Source organism: Algoriella xinjiangensis (assembly GCF_900115015.1).
Taxonomy (GTDB): domain Bacteria; phylum Bacteroidota; class Bacteroidia; order Flavobacteriales; family Weeksellaceae; genus Empedobacter; species Empedobacter xinjiangensis.
This window is the reverse complement of record NZ_FOUZ01000002.1, coordinates 225669-242866: the sequence shown is the minus strand read 5'-3', so window position 1 is coordinate 242866 and position 17198 is coordinate 225669. Positions and strand designations below refer to the sequence as shown.

The window sequence follows — 17198 nt, the reverse complement described above, 5'->3', positions numbered from 1 at the left end:
GTAGCTCCTATACCACATATGTGGTGTATGAGCTACTTTTATTTAAAATATTAAAGAAAACATAATAAAAATATTACTATGAGCTACAAAGCAACAGCCGCTGAGGTAAGTAAATTAAGAAACGCAACTGGTGCGGGAATGATGGACTCTAAAAAAGCTATAGAAGAAGCTGAAGGAGATTATGACAAAGCAGTAGAGATCTTACGTAAAAAAGGTCAAAAAGTTGCAGCTAACAGAGCTGATCGCGAATCTACTGAAGGTGCAGTTATCGCTAAAGTTAACGCAGGTGCTAACAAAGGTATCATTGTTGCTTTAAACTGTGAAACTGACTTCGTAGCTAAAAATGAAGCTTTCGTAGCAATGGCTAACGAAATCGCTACATTAGCTTTAGACGTAGACACTAAAGAAGAATTATTAGCTTTACCATACGCTGGTCTTACAGTTGGTGAAAAATTAATCGAGCAAACAGGTGTTATCGGTGAGAAAATCGAAATCGGAAACTTCCAAGTTATCGAAGGTTTTTCTGTAAACGCATACATCCACGCTGGTAACAGAATTGCTGCAGTTGTTGCATTATCTGGAGAGTACGAAGGTGCTAAAGAAGTTGCTTATGACGTTGCAATGCAAGTTGCTGCTATGAATCCTGTAGCTTTAGATGAAACACAAGTTTCTCAAGCTGTTATTGATACTGAATTAGCTATCGCGAAAGAGCAATTAGCTGCTGAAGGTAAACCAGAAAACATGATTGAAAACATCGCGAAAGGTAAATTACAAAAATTCTTCAAAGAGAATACATTAGTTCACCAAGCTTCTATCAAAGACGGAAAAACTTCTGTTCAAGATGTTGTTAAAGCGGTTAACCCAGACTTAAAAGTTGCTGGTTTCATCCGTTACGGTTTATAATAAGTTAAAAACTTAACGATATATCATAAAGTGATGCTAATTTTAGCATCACTTTTTTATTTGGTATAAGTTTTGAAATGGTTTGTATTATTAATTTTTATTTTTATATTTGTTAGGATTAGACGCTTATGAAAAACATTATACTTATTATATCTTTCTTTTTATTTACAATTGGAACTGCATCTGCCCAATCTCGATTTGATCAAGACAAGGCAACTGTTAGTATTTATCCTAACCCAGCAAGTTCTACATTTACAATAAAATTTGATAATCCAACCAAAGTTAATTCGGTTTCGGTATATTCTATTATCGGAAATGAGGTAATGAATAAAAAGATGGACGGAACAGCACGTGTAAATTTTAATATACAAACCCTGAAAAAAGGAAAATATATTGTACGTGTTTTTAATGATGACGGAACAACAGAGACACAATCTCTGATTAAAAATTAAATCTATATTTAGATCATAAAAAAAGCTTCTCAAAATTGAGAAGCTTTTTTTATTTGTTAACTATTCAAAAAACTTATTTTGCTTTTTTATAGTTTTCTTCAACTTGTTTCCAATCCAAAACATTTGTAAAAGCTTTTAAATACTCATCACGTTTATTTTGGTATTTTAAATAATAAGCATGTTCCCAAACATCAATTCCTAAAATTGGTGTTCCTGCAACTTCTGCTCCTGGCATTAATGGATTATCTTGATTTGCTGTACTTGTAACAGCTAAAGAACCGTCAGCTTTTACAACCAACCAAGCCCAACCAGAACCAAAACGTTTTGCACCAGCTTCGTCTAATAGTTTTATTAACTCTTCTGTAGAACCAAATGTACTTTCAATCTTTGCTTTTAAATCTCCTGTAGGCGCTTTTTGAGGGCTTGGAGACATAATATCAAAATAAAGCATGTGATTGTAGTATCCACCAGCATTATTGCGCAAAGCTCCATTATTCATATCCATTGATTTTAAAATCTCAACAATATCATTCGATTTATTGTTTGATTCTTTCAATGCAGCATTTAGTTTGTTAATGTATCCTAAATAATGTTTAGAAAAATGAATTTCCATTGTTTTTGCATCAATGTATTCATTCAACTCATCATAACCATATTTTAATGGTTTGATTTGGAAAGTTCCTGGATCGGCTTTAACGTCTGTAGGATTACCAATTGGTTCCTCAGCGTGTATAGTATCTGTCTTAACAGTTTCTTCTGTCGTTGTTTTAGTATTATCTTTCTTTGCTTCACATGATTGAGCAAAAAACAATACTCCTAAAACTGACATTAATAATATACCCTTTTTCATATTATTTTTTCGTAGTTTAATTTATAGATGTAATAAGTTACTAAAATATACCAAAACTTGCTAATATAAAATCTTAAACTTTTAATTTTCTGTTAAAATAAAAGTTGAGACAAAAAAATATGTATAAAAAAGGTTATATATTAGACTATAAAATATTAAATGAGTCCACAAATAATAGAAACTATAAAAGATCCTAATTTTATTGAAATCATTTCAAATACTTCTGAAGTAGTATTTGATGCATTTTTAGAAGATGGAATTATAAAAGATATACCATTAATAGGTACATTATATAAAGGAATAAATTTAGTTTCATCAATTCAAGATAGATTATTTACTAAAAAGTTATACTTTTTTTTAAAACAATTAGAAAACACAGATTATCAGAAAAGATGCCAGACAATAAATCAAATTGAAAACGACCAAAGTTTTAAATCAAAAATAGGACACAAAATATTATTTATAATCGACAAATGCGAAGATGATGAGAAAGCAGAATTAATGGGATTTCTTTTCAAAGAATTCTTGGAAGAAAAATTTACCTATGAAGATTTTTTAAAACTTTCAACTTTATTAAATACACTTTCTATTACAGATATTAGTTTAATATTTACAAATAGAAATTTAATTAATTATTTTTTGAAGGACAATCCTAATTTCTATCTAAGTTCTGGATTATTTAATGTGAGATTTGAAACATTTATGAGAAATGATAATAGAGTTAAAAAAGCAGGAGAAATAGACGCACACTATACTTTAAATAAATTAGGTATTAAGCTAATCAAATCTCTAGAAAATTACTATAATTAATCAAAAAAATCCGGAAAATAATTTCCGGATTTTTTTATGATTTAAAGACTCTTAATCTCTTTTATAATTTACCACAGCTTCTATAAAAGCTTGTGCATTTTCTACAGGTATATTCGGTAAAATTCCGTGACCTAAATTGGCAATATATTTATATGGTCCAAAATCGTCAATCATTTCTTTTACCATTCTCTGAATTGTTTCTGGCGGCGATAATAAACGCGAAGGATCAAAATTACCTTGTAATGTTTTCTTAAATCCAGTAAATTCACGTGCTAATTGTGGTGTAATTGTCCAATCAACTCCTAATGCAGAAGCTTTAGAATCTGCCATTTTTTCTAAGGCAAACCAACATCCTTTTGCAAAAACAGTTACAGGAACTACTTTTGATAATTCGTTTACAATTTGCTCCATATATTTCCAAGAAAATTCATCATAATCTTTTGGAGATAACATACCACCCCAAGAATCAAAAATCTGAATTACATTGGCACCATGTTCTACTTTTTTCAATAAATATTGAATTGTAGTTTGTGTGATTTTTTCTAATAATTGATGTGCTGCAATTGGATTTTGAAAACAAAATGCTTTTGCTTTGTCAAATGATTTAGAACCTTGTCCTTCTACTGCATAACATAAAATTGTCCAAGGAGAACCTGCAAAACCAATCAATGGAATTTTATTATCCAACATTTTCTTAGTCAAATCCATCGCTTTGTACACGTAACCTAACTCTTCTTCTACATCTGGTACATAAACTTTATCTACATCTTGCGAAGTACGAATAGGATTTTCTAACCAAGGACCAACGCCTGGTTTCATCTCAAAGTCCATTCCCATTGCTTGAGGAATAACTAAAATATCCGAAAATAAAATCGCAGCATCCAAAGGAAAACGATTAATTGGTTGAACTGTAATTTCCGCAGCCAATTCTGGTGTTTGACAACGTGTAAAGAAATCATATTTATCGCGCAAAGCAATAAATTCTGGTAAATATCTTCCTGCTTGACGCATCATCCACACTGGCGGACGTTCTACCTCCTCACCTCTCAATGCTTTTAAAAGCAAATCATTTTTTATCATTGATATATTCTTTTATATTTTGTAAAACCACCTCTACCAAAGGCGTTTCTGCCGTTGTTATAGGATAATTTGGATAAACTTCTTGTACTGCCGCAGTTGTTGTATTTCCTATTGTAAAAATACGCGAACTTGTCGGAATTTTATTTTTCTGATGAAATGCTTTGAATGATAATGGACTAAAAAATACATAAACATCAAATATTTCATCTAATTGATAAACAATTTGTGATGATTGATACGTGATAATTTGATTTACAGCTTGCTGCTGTTTTTCTAATTCATCTACCAATAAATCTCGTCTTGTAGAACCACACAAAAAATTCCAATTCGTTTTATACTTTCCCGAAACTAATTTTGGTGCTAAATCTTTTGCATAATCTTCTACCAAAATTACATTTCTGTTTTGAGCTTCTAATTTTTCTGCTGTTTTTTTTCCGACAACAAAAAAATGACCATCCAAATCAAGTGTCTGAATGGCATTTACTGTATTTTGACTCGTTACGATATATTGATTTGTTGTAAAATCTATTTGATTAAAAATAATATTTGCCTCAGTCAATTCTATTGATAAAGTTGGTTTACAAACCACTTCTGCTTTATCTGTCAAAAAAACATCAAGTAAATCTTGATGAATTGCTTTGGTAAATAAGATTTTGGTCATCACTATTTCGAACCGATTTCTTTCTTAATTTCTTCAATCATTTTTGCTGCACCTTGCGCAATACATTCCTCTGCAAACTCTTTTCCTTTTGTTGGATATTCATTTGCTTTAAATTGTCTTTCGATTGTAATCATTTCTTTTCCATCAATTGATAAAATTGCTCCTTTGAAAGAATAATTTTCATCATCAATTTTTTCTACTAATGCGCCAATTGGTGCTGTACAACCTCCTTCTAACACATTTAAGAATTGACGTTCTACTGTTGCAAAAAGTTCACATTCAGGATTATTAATATCACTCAAATCAAAACCTTCTTTTGCTACGACACCCAAAATTCCTTGAGATGGCGCAGCCAACATCCAATCAATTACTTTATAATGAAGACCTTTCGAATTTAATTCTTCTAAAATCTCTGAACGATCTAATCCCGCAAAAGCAAAAATAGCACCGTCCCATTCGTCATTATCTTGTAATTTTTTTAAACGCAATTGCACGTTTCCACGTAAATCTACAATTGTATCTGTTGGGTATTTATGATTCCAAAAAGCTTTACGACGCAAAGATCCTGTTGCGATAACACGGTGTTCTTTCTCAAAAATATCTTCTGATTTATACACCAAAATATCCGCAGAACTTGCACGCTCTGGATAAGCAACTAATTGTAAAGTTTCGGGCAATACAGTAGGAACATCTTTTAGAGAATGTACCGCAATATCTACCTTGTCATTTAACAAAGCAATATCTAAAGAACGTGTAAAAACTCCTGTTAAACCTAACGAATAGATAGGTTGTTTTAGATTATCGTCACCTTCTGAAGTAATTGCAACAATTTCTGTTTCGTGACCTTTTGCTCCTAAAATAGATGCAATTTTATTGGCTTGCCAAAGTGCTAATGGACTTTGACGTGTACCAATTCTTATCTTTTTCATGTTATGTTACGCTTGTTTTAAATGAAACATTTTTTCGATTAGCTGAATTGTTTCATCTGCACTTTCCTTATTTTCTATCAAATAAGAAGCAAATTGATTTGTAATTTTTTGAATTACTTTTTCAGTTAACATTGTTTCATTTTCGTCGATGTTATAATTGTCTTTCTTCATATTATTCATTGCGAATTCTTGAAAAAAGTCTAATCGATCTTTAAAAGATTGAATGGCTGGAACTAATTCTCTGTTCTCTAACCAATCGTAAAACTCTGTAGAATGTTCTTCTATAATTGCCAAAGCTTCTGGAATTGCGTTACGACGTTGTGCAATTGTATCGTCTACCATTTTTGATAAGCCGTCTACATTTACCAATTGTATTGTTTCGCGTGCTGCCAAAGTATGAATTACGTTTTCTGGAACTGACATATCTATAATTGTCATTTCTTTATCAAAAGGAATCATTTTTTCTGTAATTGTGTAATTACTTGCGCCCGTTGCTACAATTAAAATGTCTGTGTTTTCTAATTCTTCTGCTAATTGACTATGATCTTTTACTGTAATATCATATTTAAGTCCTAAAACATCTGCTTTTTCTTTTGTACGATTGATTAACGTAATATTTGTGTTTGGATAATGTTTTACCAAATTAGCACATGTATTACGCCCAATTTTACCAATACCGTACAACAATATATTTTTATCGACCAAGTTGCCTTGTGTTGCCTGAATAAAATTAACCGCAGAATACGCAACTGATGCCGAACCATTGCTTAAAAATGTTTCGTTTTTTACTTTTTTACTAATTTGGATTGCTGTATTAACTAACCTTTCTAAAAAAGCATTTGATGCACCTTGTTTTTTGAATCGTGAAAACCAAATTTTGATTTGACCAATAATATCAAAATCACCTAAAATTTGACTTTCTAATCCTGACGAAACTCTAAATAAATGAGCAATCGCTTCTTCTCCTTCTTTTACCATCATAAACTGACGGAATTCTTCTGCATTACCTTCTGTATAGTTACAATATTGTTCTACGATTTGATCTTCGTTTTCTGCAAAACCATAAAATTCAGTACGATTACATGTCGAAACAATAAAAAAGTTATCTAAACCATTTGTTTTAGATTCTTTTGTAAATGCTTCTACTTGCTCTGGAAAAAATGTAAATTTACCACGTATTAAGGCATCAGCTTTTTCGTAGCTAATTCCGATTACGTAAAATTTATCTTCCGTTTTGTTTCCTTTAATTGTCATTTCTTCAAATACTGTTACAAAAGTAGTTGCTAAAGTGGTCATAAAAATAACTTAAAACATAAAAAATACCGCTAAAAATTAAAGATTGCTTTTTTAGAATAATTATAAATTAAAGTTTATATTTGTATGTAAACCATTATAAAGAGCGTACTTGACAAATATCAGCTTTTTTATATGACAAACCTCAGTTAACGAAATGAATTTAAAAAATACCCATAAAAGTAAAATAAACGAATACAAGTTATCAACTGACGTTTATATCGCTCAAATAGACAACTTTACAGATTCTACGGACACTATTTTAAAAGGAATTGACAAACGTTATATTCAATTTTATTTTTGCACAAAAGGTTCTGTAACATTTAATTTCAATAATGGTATTTACAAAATCAATCTACACGAGGGCAAAAGTTTTTTGTTTTATTATCCAACTTTAGACATTCCGTTATCGTTAAATATAAATGCAGAAAGTAAAGTATATATTGTGGTTTTGTCTATTCAAAAAATGCATCAATTATTTGCAGAATATCAAATTCAGAATGATTTAATTTCGAGTTTAACACAAGATAAATTCTATATCGAACGAGAAATTTTACCCGCTATAAAATTAGTTTTAAACCAAATTGAACAAACAAAACTTACACCTCAATTTCAGAATTTATTTTTGATTGGTAAAATGTATGAATTGTTTACACTTTATTTTTCTGAAATAGAAAATGAATCAGGACATTGTCCTTTTTTAAACAATGAAAATGAAGGTAAACGAATTAAAGAAATCAAAGATTATCTTTTAGCTGATTTTAAAAATCCGCCAACTATAAAAGAGCTTTGCGAAAAATTTTCTATCTCAGAATATCATTTAAAAGAAGGTTTTAAAGAACTTTATAATTCTACTATTTATGGTTATTTGTTAGACAAAAAACTAGAATTTGCTTTGCATAGATTAGAAGAAAATAAATTAAAAGTAAAAGATATTGCATTTGAAATTGGTTATGAAAACCCATCTCATTTTATCTCAGCATTTAAGAAAAAATACAGCTTAACGCCAAAACAATACACAAAACAGTTTAAATAGAATTTAATCTAAAAATAATTTATTAAGCAATTATTATCGTTTATAAATACTTAATTTCGCTGATTGATATTAAGTACTTATGAAAAAAATTATACTGTTTTTATTCCCTTTTACACTATTTGCACAAATACCCGATTATTATGAAGGTATCGATTTTAAAGCAAATGGAACAGATGTAAAAACAGAACTTCACGATTTGATTAATGCTACACACCGCGCTGTTAGCTACACGCCTGGAGTTTGGAATATTCTTGATAAATCTGATTTAGACTTAGATTCTAACGGAAAAGTCTTGTTAATTTATGGTTTCACAGATAATTCTACAATTTATGCTGAACAACGAACTCGTGATGTAAACAATAAAAATAACGGTTCGGGCGGAACAACAACAGGAAAATGGGAAAGAGAACATGTTTATCCAAAATCTTTAGCTGTACCGAAATTAGAAACTAATGTACCGGGAACTGGAACAGATGCGCATAATTTACGCGCTGTAGATCGTCAAATAAATTCATCAAGAAATAACAATCCTTATCGCGAAAAATGGGCGATTGATGTTACTGGTCAAGCAAAATTAAACAGTGGTGGTTTTTATCCTGGTGACGAATGGATTGGCGATGTTTCGCGCATTATTATGTATATGTATGTGCATTATGGTATGGAAACTAATCCGCAATCGGTTGCTTATAATACAACCACAACTAACCAAGATTTTATGCCAGATATGTTCTTAAAATGGAACACAATGGATAAAGTAAGCGAATTTGAAAAGGTAAGAAACGAAATAATTGCCGAAACACAAGGAAGCCGTAATCCGTTTATAGACAATCCGTATTTAGCAACAATAATTTGGGGTGGCGAAAATGCCGAAAATACGTGGTCAGAATTATCAACTATAAATTATGATTTACAAGAAACGACTGTAGAAGTTTCGCCAAATCCTACGACAGAAAAAATTACGATTACTGCAAATAAATTTGTTGATGCTAATTTATACGACATCACAGGAAAATTATTGGCAACAAAGCTTAGTAAAGAAATTAACCTTTCTAATTATCCGAAAGGAATTTATATAATTGCCGTTCATCTAGAAAACGGAAATACCGTGACAAAAAAAGTTATCAAAAAATAATTTCAATAAAAAAAATCCAACTCAATGAGTTGGATTTTTTATTATATTTTATTCCAAGAATTAACAACCTTCGTCATTATACATCACATCAAAAGATGTCACTTTATCATTTACAAGATAAAATTGCAACATAGATCCTGAATCTTGATCTTCTATATTAAAATATCGAAAAGCCTTTGTTCTTTTATCCGTTTTATCATCATAACCATCATAAATAGAGATATTTAGATTTTTATATTTCGAAATTAATTCGTCCAAAGAACTTCCTATTTTTATACCAGAAAGTGTTTTTAAACTAGAATCTGACGATTTTATAGTATACACCGTCAAATTAGTTGGACTTGCATCTTCTCCATTTGACATAAAACCAACTTTATATGTAATTCCTTTCGAAACAATTGTTAAATCGCCGTCAGGATAACTATATTCATTCAATTTTAGTTTAAATTTTTGACCAGTTAATTTTTCTAATTCAGTCAATTTCATTCCTAATTTTATATCGTTAATACGTGTTGTAGAAACTTGTGCTTGTAAAAAAATAGCTGCTACAAAAGCAGTCATAAAAAGTAGTTTTTTCATCGTTTATCTATTTATTATTAAGGTTTTATTTTAAATTGTACACTCTTCTGGATTATACGAATTGAGAATAATTTCGGTTACAATTTCATTTTTTAATTCAAAAAGTAACAATGTTCCATTCTCAGCATCTTGTATTCTAAATTCGCGCGAATCAAATTCGGCTTTGTCTAAATAAATATCATATTTTGCACCATAAGCTTTCCATAAATCATCCAAAGTACTTCCAATTCCAATTCCAGAAAGTGTTTTTATATTTTTACTTGTTGTCGAAATTGAATTTAAATACGAATCGTTTTCTGTTTTACTTAAATAACCTTTCCCGATAGAAAATGTAAAATTAACACCATTAATTGTAATTATTTTTTTGTAATCATCTACAATTGCAGCAGGCTTTTTACCATAAAACTTCATCACTTCATTTGGACGCATGCCTATTTTTAATTCATTCATTCGCGTTGTCGAAATTTGAGCAAAACTAAATGTTGAAATTAAAACGGTAATAAGGATAAGTATTGATTGATTAATTTTCATAAATATTATTGTTTAAATAACCCGAATCGTTTGACAAAGCAATTTTTACGACTTTATTATTCTTGAGGTAAAAATCGAGCACACAACCATTATCTATATCATTTAAAAAAAATAATCGATCCGATTTTGTTTCATCATCCCTCTCTATTGTTTGTACAGAAATGTCGTATTTCTTATATAAATTCCACAAATCATCCAACGTACTTCCTATTTTTATACCCGATAAAGTAGATAATTTAGGACTAGTTGACGAAACCATAAACACTTCTGATTGTTTCGTTTTTAAATTTTTATAATACCTCAAATGATATTTTATTCCATTTACAACAACATCTTGCTCCATCATTTCATCATCTGCAGATTTTGACGCAGTCGATTTATCTTGATTTAGCGCTTCAACTTGTTTTTGAGTCATATTATAAGTTATATCACCAAACTTTGACGTAGAAATTTTTTGTGCAAATGTAACCGTAGAACACAACACAAAAAGAGCACTTATTATTACTATTTTTCTAGGCATAACTGTTAATTTGAGCAATATGTTTCACAATTTTTCCATTCTCTAAAACCCAAAGCGCATCAAAAACGCCCGCGCCTTCACTAAAAGTACCAAACAAATAATATTGATTTAATGACTTATTGTACGTTAATTTCAAATCCATTAAATCTGCATTATACAAAAAGGCATAATATTCTTTCGGAATATTGATTTCTTTTTCTTTAAAATAAATTTTGAATGTTTTAAATTCAGTCATCGGTAAAACTCCATCCGAACCTAAAATATCATGATTATCTATCGCTATAATTGTGTTTTCATCTTTTGTGATAGCATGATTTTTTGGATTAAATTTTTGCGTTTCAATCGCTATTCTATAATCTTGAAATGAATATTGAATTGACGTTGAAGATTTTTTTGTAGGATTTATTTTCTCAAATTCGATTAAATCTTTTATTCGATCTTTCGATATATAACCAGAATTTTCTGGCTTATACTCTACCATTAACCAATTTTTAGCTTCAACATCTTCGTACGTTAAAATTGTATTTGAATTAATTTTCGAAAGAATTTTAGACGATGTATTTTCTTCATCTCTTACATTTACAAAACCATCTTTATCTTGTACAATCCCAAACTGAGCTTGCGCAAAATAAGACGAAAATAAAGTCAAAATGAATACTCCTTTTTTCATGGTTTTGAATGCTTTTTATTTGAGTGAAAGTTAGCAAATTCTGAACCAAAAATTTATCACTAATTATAGTCATTTTACGAAATGAATACTTTGTTGTAAGCCCAAATATTTAGCGATTACAAAAATAAATCCCAACACTTCAACTTTATATTGACGTGTTGGGATTTTTATATTTTTAGATAAATTGAATTAATATTTATCACATCTTATCAAGCTGAATTCAGTTCAGCTTCTCATCAAAATTTTACAATAATATGTGATTCTGAAACAAGTTCAGAATGACTTGTAATATTTTAAAATTATACAAATTAATATTTATAACATTCTGTCAAGCTGAATTTAGTTCAGCTTCTCATAAAGATTTACAGTAAGATGTGATTCTGAAACAAGTTCAGAATGACAACAAACTTAGAACTTAGAACTTAGAACTTAGAACAAATTTACAAATCAAACATATCTCGTTGAGGCGAATTTTCTCCTCTATATTTTACACCAATATGTTGATAGGCTTTTTCGGTTGCGACACGTCCACGAGCGGTACGCATCAAATAACCTTCCTGAATAAGATATGGTTCGTAAACTTCTTCCAAAGTTCCGCCATTTTCTCCAACTGCAGTTGCTAAAGTTGTAATACCAACGGGACCACCTTTAAATTTTTCGACAATTGTAGATAAAATTCGGTTATCCATTTCATCTAAACCATTGTCATCAACTTTAAGTGCTTTTAACGAAAAATCTGCAATCGATTTATCAATACTTCCGTTTCCTTTTATTTGCGCAAAATCGCGTGTTCTTCTTAACAAAGCATTTGCAATACGCGGTGTTCCACGACTTCTACCAGCAATTTCTATGGCCGCTTCAAAATCAATTGGAGTTCCTAAAATTCGAGATGAACGATCTACAATTGTACTTAATAATTCGACATTATAATATTCAAATCTAAAATTGATTCCGAAACGAGCGCGTAAAGGTGCTGTTAATAATCCTGAACGGGTTGTTGCGCCAATCAAAGTAAACGGATTAAGACCAATTTGTACAGAGCGTGCATTTGGTCCAGATTCTATCATAATATCAATCTTAAAATCTTCCATTGCAGAGTATAAATATTCCTCAATAATAGGAGACATACGATGGATTTCATCAATAAATAAAACATCATTTTCTTCCAAATTTGTCAATAAACCAGCCAAATCACTTGGTTTATCTAAAACTGGACCCGAAGTAATTTTAATTCCAACACCCAATTCGTTTGCAATAATATTTGCCAATGTTGTTTTTCCCAAACCCGGAGGTCCGTGCAACAACACATGGTCTAACGCTTCGCCACGTAGTTTAGATGCTTTTACAAATACTTCTAGATTTTCTAAAATATGCGCTTGTCCGGCAAAATCATCAAAACTTTGCGGACGAACGGTATTCTCTTGATTTAAATCGTCATCTGGATAAAATTCTTTATCTGGATTTAATAAATCTGACATAAATGATGATATAAATTATAATGATGATTTTACAAAGGTTAAATTAAATAATCCTCCGTACTTTTACAGCTACAAAGAACGCAATATTTTTTTAGATAAAAAGAATTTATGAGCAAAGGAATATTATTAGTGAATTTAGGTTCGCCAGATTCTACCAAAGTTGAAGATGTAAGAACTTATTTACGCGAATTTTTGATGGATAAAAAGGTTTTAGACTCACCTTGGATTATTCGTAAAACAGTTGTTGAATTATTTATATTACCAAAAAGACCAATAAAATCAGCGGAAGCTTATCGTAAAATTTGGACAAAGGATGGTTCACCATTAATCGTTATTTCAAAAATTTTACGCGAAATGGTTCAAAAACAAATGGATATTCCGGTTAGTTTGGCCATGAGATACAAAAATCCGTCGATAGAAGTTGGTTTACAAGAATTGTATGATAAAGGTGTGCGCGATATTTTAGTTGTTCCACTTTATCCTCAATACACAATGTCTTCTACAGAAACTGTTGCAGATAAAGTACTTGAAATTCAGAACAAGAAATTTAAGGATACAGAAATCAATTTCTTAAAAGCTTTTTATAATCATCCAGATTATATCAAAGTTTTGGCAGAATCTATAAAAGAAAAATTACCAGAAAACTACGATAAGCTTTTATTCTCTTATCACGGTATACCAGAACGCCACGACAATAAAGCTATTGGAGCTGCAAAACGCACAAAATTACCAATAGAAACTTATCGTAATCAGTGTTTTGAAACAACAAAATTAGTTGCTGCGTATTTAGAATTACCAGAAGATAAATATTACACTTCTTTTCAATCTCGTTTGGGTAGAGATCCTTGGATTAAGCCTTATACAGATCATATATTAGAAGAATTTCCCGAACAAGGTGTTAAAAATTTAGCTATTTGTACACCAGCCTTTGTTTCGGATTGTTTAGAAACTTTAGAAGAAATTTCGATGGAAGGTCGAGAAGAATTCTTAAAAGCTGGAGGAGAATCATTTACTTATATTCCTTGCCTTAATGATCGTCAAGATTGGGTGGATGTTTTAGTAAAATGGTTGAAAGGTTGGCAAAATAATTAAAAACGGTTTTAGGCTTACAAAATAAATTAAATATCTTTGTTTGGAATTTTTCAATTTTAAACAAAGATATTTTTTTTTAATGCGACTAATTTTCTCAGTCATATTTTTAGTATTGTCCTTATTTACTTCGGCTCAATTTTTAGATACCAGCGGTAATCTAATTATTGATGGTCGTAAATACCTAAAATCTAAAGTTGACACAACTGGAAGATCTTCGGGTTGGGAAATTTATGGTTCAAATACATTAACAGTCAATCAGAATACTTTTTCTAATTGGATGGCCGGAGGAGAAAATTCTGTTTCTCTAAATGCAAAAGTCGATTATGAGTTTAATTATCGCAAGAAAAAACATTTTTGGGACAATCGTTTTATTCTCGAGTATGGTTTTTTAGATAATAAAACCAACGGAACTCGTAAAACGACAGATAATATCAATATCACAACTTCTTACGGATATCTTATTCGAGAAAAATGGTATTTAACATCGTCGCTAAATATTCGTTCACAATTTTCTGCTGGATATGATTATGCTCCAAATCCGAAGAAAAAATTATCCAATCTTTTTGCGCCAGGTTACGTGACTATTGGAGTTGGGGCAAATTATACGCCTAATTCTAATTTTTCGATTAGTTTTCATCCAATAACATCACGAACAACGGTTGTTGCCGATAAAGATTTACAAACCAAAGGTAATTATGGTTTAAAAAATGACGGCGATGCTTTGTTGTTTGAAATTGGTGCATATTTAGGTGGACGTTATAAATTGAAACTTTTTGACAATGTGACCTACGATAATAACATTGGAATTTTCTCTAACTATTCGCACAAATTTTATAATCTAGATATTGTGTATGCTGGATTATTGGACATGAAAATTAATAATTTTATGTCGACACAATTAACTATTAATTTAATTTACGATGAAGATCAAGTCAAACAAACGCAGTTTAAACAAGCGTTAGGAATTGGTTTGACGTATAAAATTGATAGTACAAAAAAGAACGAAAAGAAACGAAAACGTAAAAAAGAAATCTTACCTTATTTTGATACATCGCATGTTTATCCTGTTATTATTCCTAAAATAAAACTGAATAAACAAAATTATGATCGTGTTTTTGATAAAAATACTGTTGATGAAAAATCAACTTATATCAAATCAGAATCAATATTTTAGATTAAATTTGTCGTATAAATCAACTTAATTATATGAAAAAAATTTTATTCTCATTAGCGCTTATAGCAACAGCTACAACTTTTGCGCAAACGGTAAAAGATGGTAAAGTTGCTACTGATAGCAAACGATATTTAAAAGAACAAAAATTTGACGGTCGTCAACCAGGCTGGTTTGTATCTGGTAATAATTCACTTTTATTTTCTCAAAGTGCATTCTCTAATTGGGTTGCGGGTGGTGTAAATTCTTTTGCGCTAAATGCCAATTTAGATTACGAATTTAATCTAACAAAAGACAAACACATTTGGGATAATCGCATCGTTTTGGGATACGGTTTACAAGCCAATAAAGGTGAAGGAACAAGAAAAACAAATGATGTTATTGATTTAACTTCGTCGTACGGTTACAGCATCGGAAACAATTGGTATTTGGCTGCAGCTATGAATTTTCGTACACAATTTGCCGAAGGTTATGATTATGCAACAGAGCCTAAAACAAAAATATCTAACCTAATGGCACCAGGATATTTAAGTTTAGGATTAGGTGCAGATTATAAACCAAACGAAAATTTTCAGGTAAATATTCATCCATTTACGCCAAGAGTAACTTTTGTTTTAGACAAAGATTTACAAACAAAAGGAACATTTGGTCTTAAAAATGATGGCGATAATACGTTGTTCGAGTTCGGCGCATATTTAGGCGCACGTTATAAATTACAAATTATGGAAGGAATTTCTTACGATAATCGTGTAGGTATTTATGCAGATTATCTTAAAAATTTCGGAAATATGGATGTTGCTTATCAAGGAATTTTAGACCTAAAAGTTAACCGATTTGTTTCGGCTCAGGTTAGTATAAATTTGTTGTATGATGAAGATCAAATCATGAAAACGCAAATCAAACAAACTTTAGGTGTTGGTTTTAATTATAAATTTGACAATACACCGCCAAAAGTAGAAGAAGTTCCTGCAGTAAGTTTTATACAAGAACAACCAATTTTTGAAGAAACAAATTCGCCAGAAATTGCTACAAATGTTCTACGAAACGAACCAATTTTAAATGAAACAAAATTAGTCACACAATAAATTAAAAAAACCTGCTTATAACGAGCAGGTTTTTTATTTTTCTTATTTTTACACTTCAATAAAAAAATAAAATGACTAAAAATATTTTCGGAACATTAATTCCACAACTTGTAATTATTATTTGGGCAGCTTACGAACTTTGCATTGGTTTAACTCAAAACAATACAAGTACCGTGATTATTAGTTCTATCGTTATTCTAATTTTCTCTATAATTTCTATTAATGCATTGGTTAAAGTAGTAAAACACCCAAATAACCCTACTTATTTGAAGAAAAATAAAAAATAATTTTAGATGAATACAACTCTTACTACAGAACGATTAACTTTAAGATTAGTTAAAATTGATGACTTAGCACATATTCATCAATTACATTCTTTAGAAGAAGTTGATAAATTTAATACGCTAGGAATTCCTAAAAACATAGATGAAACTAAAGCTTTAGTTGAGAAGCTAGTAGAGTCTAATAACAAAGAAAAACCTAACAAATATACATTTGTTTTACAAACGACAAATAATGAGATTTTTGCAGGTTTAATCGGCATATCTTTAGGTAAAGAAAAGTATAAAAATGCCGAAGTTTGGTTTAAATTACATCCTAATTTTTGGAACAAAGGTTTTGCTACAGAGGCTTTGAAGAAAATTATTGATTTTGGATTTAATGATTTGAATTTACATCGAATAGAAGCTGGTTGCGCTATAGAAAATTTTGGTTCGATAAAAGTTTTAGAAAAAGTTGGAATGATACGTGAAGCGCATACAAGACAACTTCTTCCATTAAAATCTGGTTGGTCAGATAATTATGGCTACGCTATATTATCAACTGATTAACTGCAATCAAACTCATTTTAAAATAAGTATTCATAATTGGTAATTCCTTAATATCTCCTTTAAATTTCGTAAAATTGTAGTGTAAAACAACAAAAA

Annotated in this window: 20 protein-coding genes; 10 read left to right on the top strand and 10 right to left on the bottom strand. The window is 30.2% G+C overall.

Translation table 11 applies throughout. The features are described from left to right. Positions 1-78 precede the first annotated feature (78 nt). Together tsf and BM072_RS02720 are read left to right on the top strand one after the other, a co-directional pair. The gene (tsf, locus tag BM072_RS02725) at positions 79-903 is read left to right on the top strand and encodes a translation elongation factor Ts (RefSeq protein WP_092906313.1); all 825 of its coding nucleotides are present in this window, start codon (positions 79-81) and stop codon (positions 901-903) included. Positions 904-1031: 128 nt separating this feature from the next. Continuing rightward, on the top strand, positions 1032-1355 hold the full coding sequence (locus tag BM072_RS02720) for a T9SS type A sorting domain-containing protein (RefSeq protein WP_092906311.1): 324 nt from the start codon (positions 1032-1034) through the stop codon (positions 1353-1355). Positions 1356-1428: 73 nt separating this feature from the next. On the opposite strand, the gene BM072_RS02715 is transcribed toward BM072_RS02720, so the two are convergent. Further along, a complete protein-coding gene (locus tag BM072_RS02715; protein WP_276526142.1) occupies positions 1429-2205 on the bottom strand; it encodes a superoxide dismutase in 777 nt (258 codons plus the stop codon). Positions 2206-2364: 159 nt separating this feature from the next. On the opposite strand from BM072_RS02715, the gene BM072_RS02710 reads away from it, so the two are divergent. Next, entirely contained in the window at positions 2365-3015 is a 651-nt protein-coding gene (locus BM072_RS02710) for a hypothetical protein (RefSeq protein ID WP_092906309.1), read from the top strand. 51 nt (positions 3016-3066) lie between these two features. Here BM072_RS02710 and hemE read toward each other — a convergent pair whose 3' ends face one another. Genes hemE through hemA form a run of 4 tightly spaced genes read right to left on the bottom strand, consistent with a single transcriptional unit; the run spans position 3067 to position 6981 of the window. After that, a complete protein-coding gene (hemE, locus tag BM072_RS02705; RefSeq protein ID WP_092906307.1) occupies positions 3067-4095 on the bottom strand; it encodes a uroporphyrinogen decarboxylase in 1029 nt (342 codons plus the stop codon). Then, a complete protein-coding gene (locus BM072_RS02700) occupies positions 4082-4756 on the bottom strand; it encodes a uroporphyrinogen-III synthase (protein ID WP_092906305.1) in 675 nt (224 codons plus the stop codon). Before BM072_RS02700 ends, hemE begins: the two co-directional genes overlap by 14 nt. A gap of 2 nt (positions 4757-4758) precedes the next feature. Further along, complete coding sequence (hemC, locus tag BM072_RS02695) at positions 4759-5685, bottom strand: hydroxymethylbilane synthase (RefSeq protein WP_092906303.1); 927 nt, start codon at positions 5683-5685, stop codon at positions 4759-4761. A 6-nt stretch (positions 5686-5691) separates the two neighbouring features. Continuing rightward, complete coding sequence (hemA, locus tag BM072_RS02690; RefSeq protein WP_245752033.1) at positions 5692-6981, bottom strand: glutamyl-tRNA reductase; 1290 nt, start codon at positions 6979-6981, stop codon at positions 5692-5694. Positions 6982-7135: 154 nt separating this feature from the next. Here hemA and BM072_RS02685 point away from each other — a divergent pair, with 154 nt between their 5' ends. Together BM072_RS02685 and BM072_RS02680 are read left to right on the top strand one after the other, a co-directional pair. Beyond that, the gene (locus BM072_RS02685; protein WP_092906301.1) at positions 7136-8014 is read left to right on the top strand and encodes an AraC family transcriptional regulator; all 879 of its coding nucleotides are present in this window, start codon (positions 7136-7138) and stop codon (positions 8012-8014) included. 79 nt (positions 8015-8093) lie between these two features. Further along, a complete protein-coding gene (locus BM072_RS02680) occupies positions 8094-9146 on the top strand; it encodes an endonuclease (RefSeq protein WP_092906299.1) in 1053 nt (350 codons plus the stop codon). A 60-nt stretch (positions 9147-9206) separates the two neighbouring features. Here the strand turns inward: BM072_RS02680 and BM072_RS02675 are convergent, their stop codons facing one another. The 5 genes from BM072_RS02675 to ruvB all read right to left on the bottom strand — a co-directional run bounded on the left by BM072_RS02675 (position 9207) and on the right by ruvB (position 12924). Next, positions 9207-9725: a PH domain-containing protein gene (locus BM072_RS02675; RefSeq protein ID WP_092906297.1), complete on the bottom strand. Its 519-nt coding sequence runs from the start codon at positions 9723-9725 to the stop codon at positions 9207-9209. A gap of 30 nt (positions 9726-9755) precedes the next feature. Then, entirely contained in the window at positions 9756-10256 is a 501-nt protein-coding gene (locus tag BM072_RS02670; RefSeq protein WP_092906295.1) for a hypothetical protein, read from the bottom strand. Then, positions 10246-10776, bottom strand: coding sequence for a hypothetical protein (locus BM072_RS02665; protein ID WP_092906293.1), 531 nt, complete (start codon positions 10774-10776; stop codon positions 10246-10248). The genes BM072_RS02670 and BM072_RS02665 overlap by 11 nt, the downstream gene beginning before the upstream one ends. Beyond that, a complete protein-coding gene (locus BM072_RS02660; RefSeq protein WP_092906291.1) occupies positions 10769-11446 on the bottom strand; it encodes an SH3 domain-containing protein in 678 nt (225 codons plus the stop codon). The genes BM072_RS02665 and BM072_RS02660 overlap by 8 nt, the downstream gene beginning before the upstream one ends. Before the next feature lie 440 nt (positions 11447-11886). Beyond that, on the bottom strand, positions 11887-12924 hold the full coding sequence (gene ruvB / locus BM072_RS02655; protein WP_092906289.1) for a Holliday junction branch migration DNA helicase RuvB: 1038 nt from the start codon (positions 12922-12924) through the stop codon (positions 11887-11889). Between the two features lie 108 nt (positions 12925-13032). On the opposite strand from ruvB, the gene hemH reads away from it, so the two are divergent. The 5 genes from hemH (at position 13033) to BM072_RS02630 (ending at position 17102) form a co-directional block, all read left to right on the top strand. Next, the gene (gene hemH, locus BM072_RS02650; RefSeq protein WP_092906287.1) at positions 13033-14016 is read left to right on the top strand and encodes a ferrochelatase; all 984 of its coding nucleotides are present in this window, start codon (positions 13033-13035) and stop codon (positions 14014-14016) included. Positions 14017-14128: 112 nt separating this feature from the next. Beyond that, a complete protein-coding gene (locus BM072_RS02645) occupies positions 14129-15190 on the top strand; it encodes a DUF3078 domain-containing protein (RefSeq protein WP_245752032.1) in 1062 nt (353 codons plus the stop codon). 32 nt (positions 15191-15222) lie between these two features. Next, entirely contained in the window at positions 15223-16272 is a 1050-nt protein-coding gene (locus BM072_RS02640; protein ID WP_092906283.1) for a DUF3078 domain-containing protein, read from the top strand. A gap of 71 nt (positions 16273-16343) precedes the next feature. Then, positions 16344-16559 (top strand): hypothetical protein, encoded by a 216-nt coding sequence (locus BM072_RS02635; RefSeq protein WP_092906281.1) that lies wholly within the window; start codon positions 16344-16346, stop codon positions 16557-16559. A gap of 6 nt (positions 16560-16565) precedes the next feature. Beyond that, entirely contained in the window at positions 16566-17102 is a 537-nt protein-coding gene (locus BM072_RS02630; protein WP_092906279.1) for a GNAT family N-acetyltransferase, read from the top strand. Positions 17103-17198: the final 96 nt, after the last annotated feature.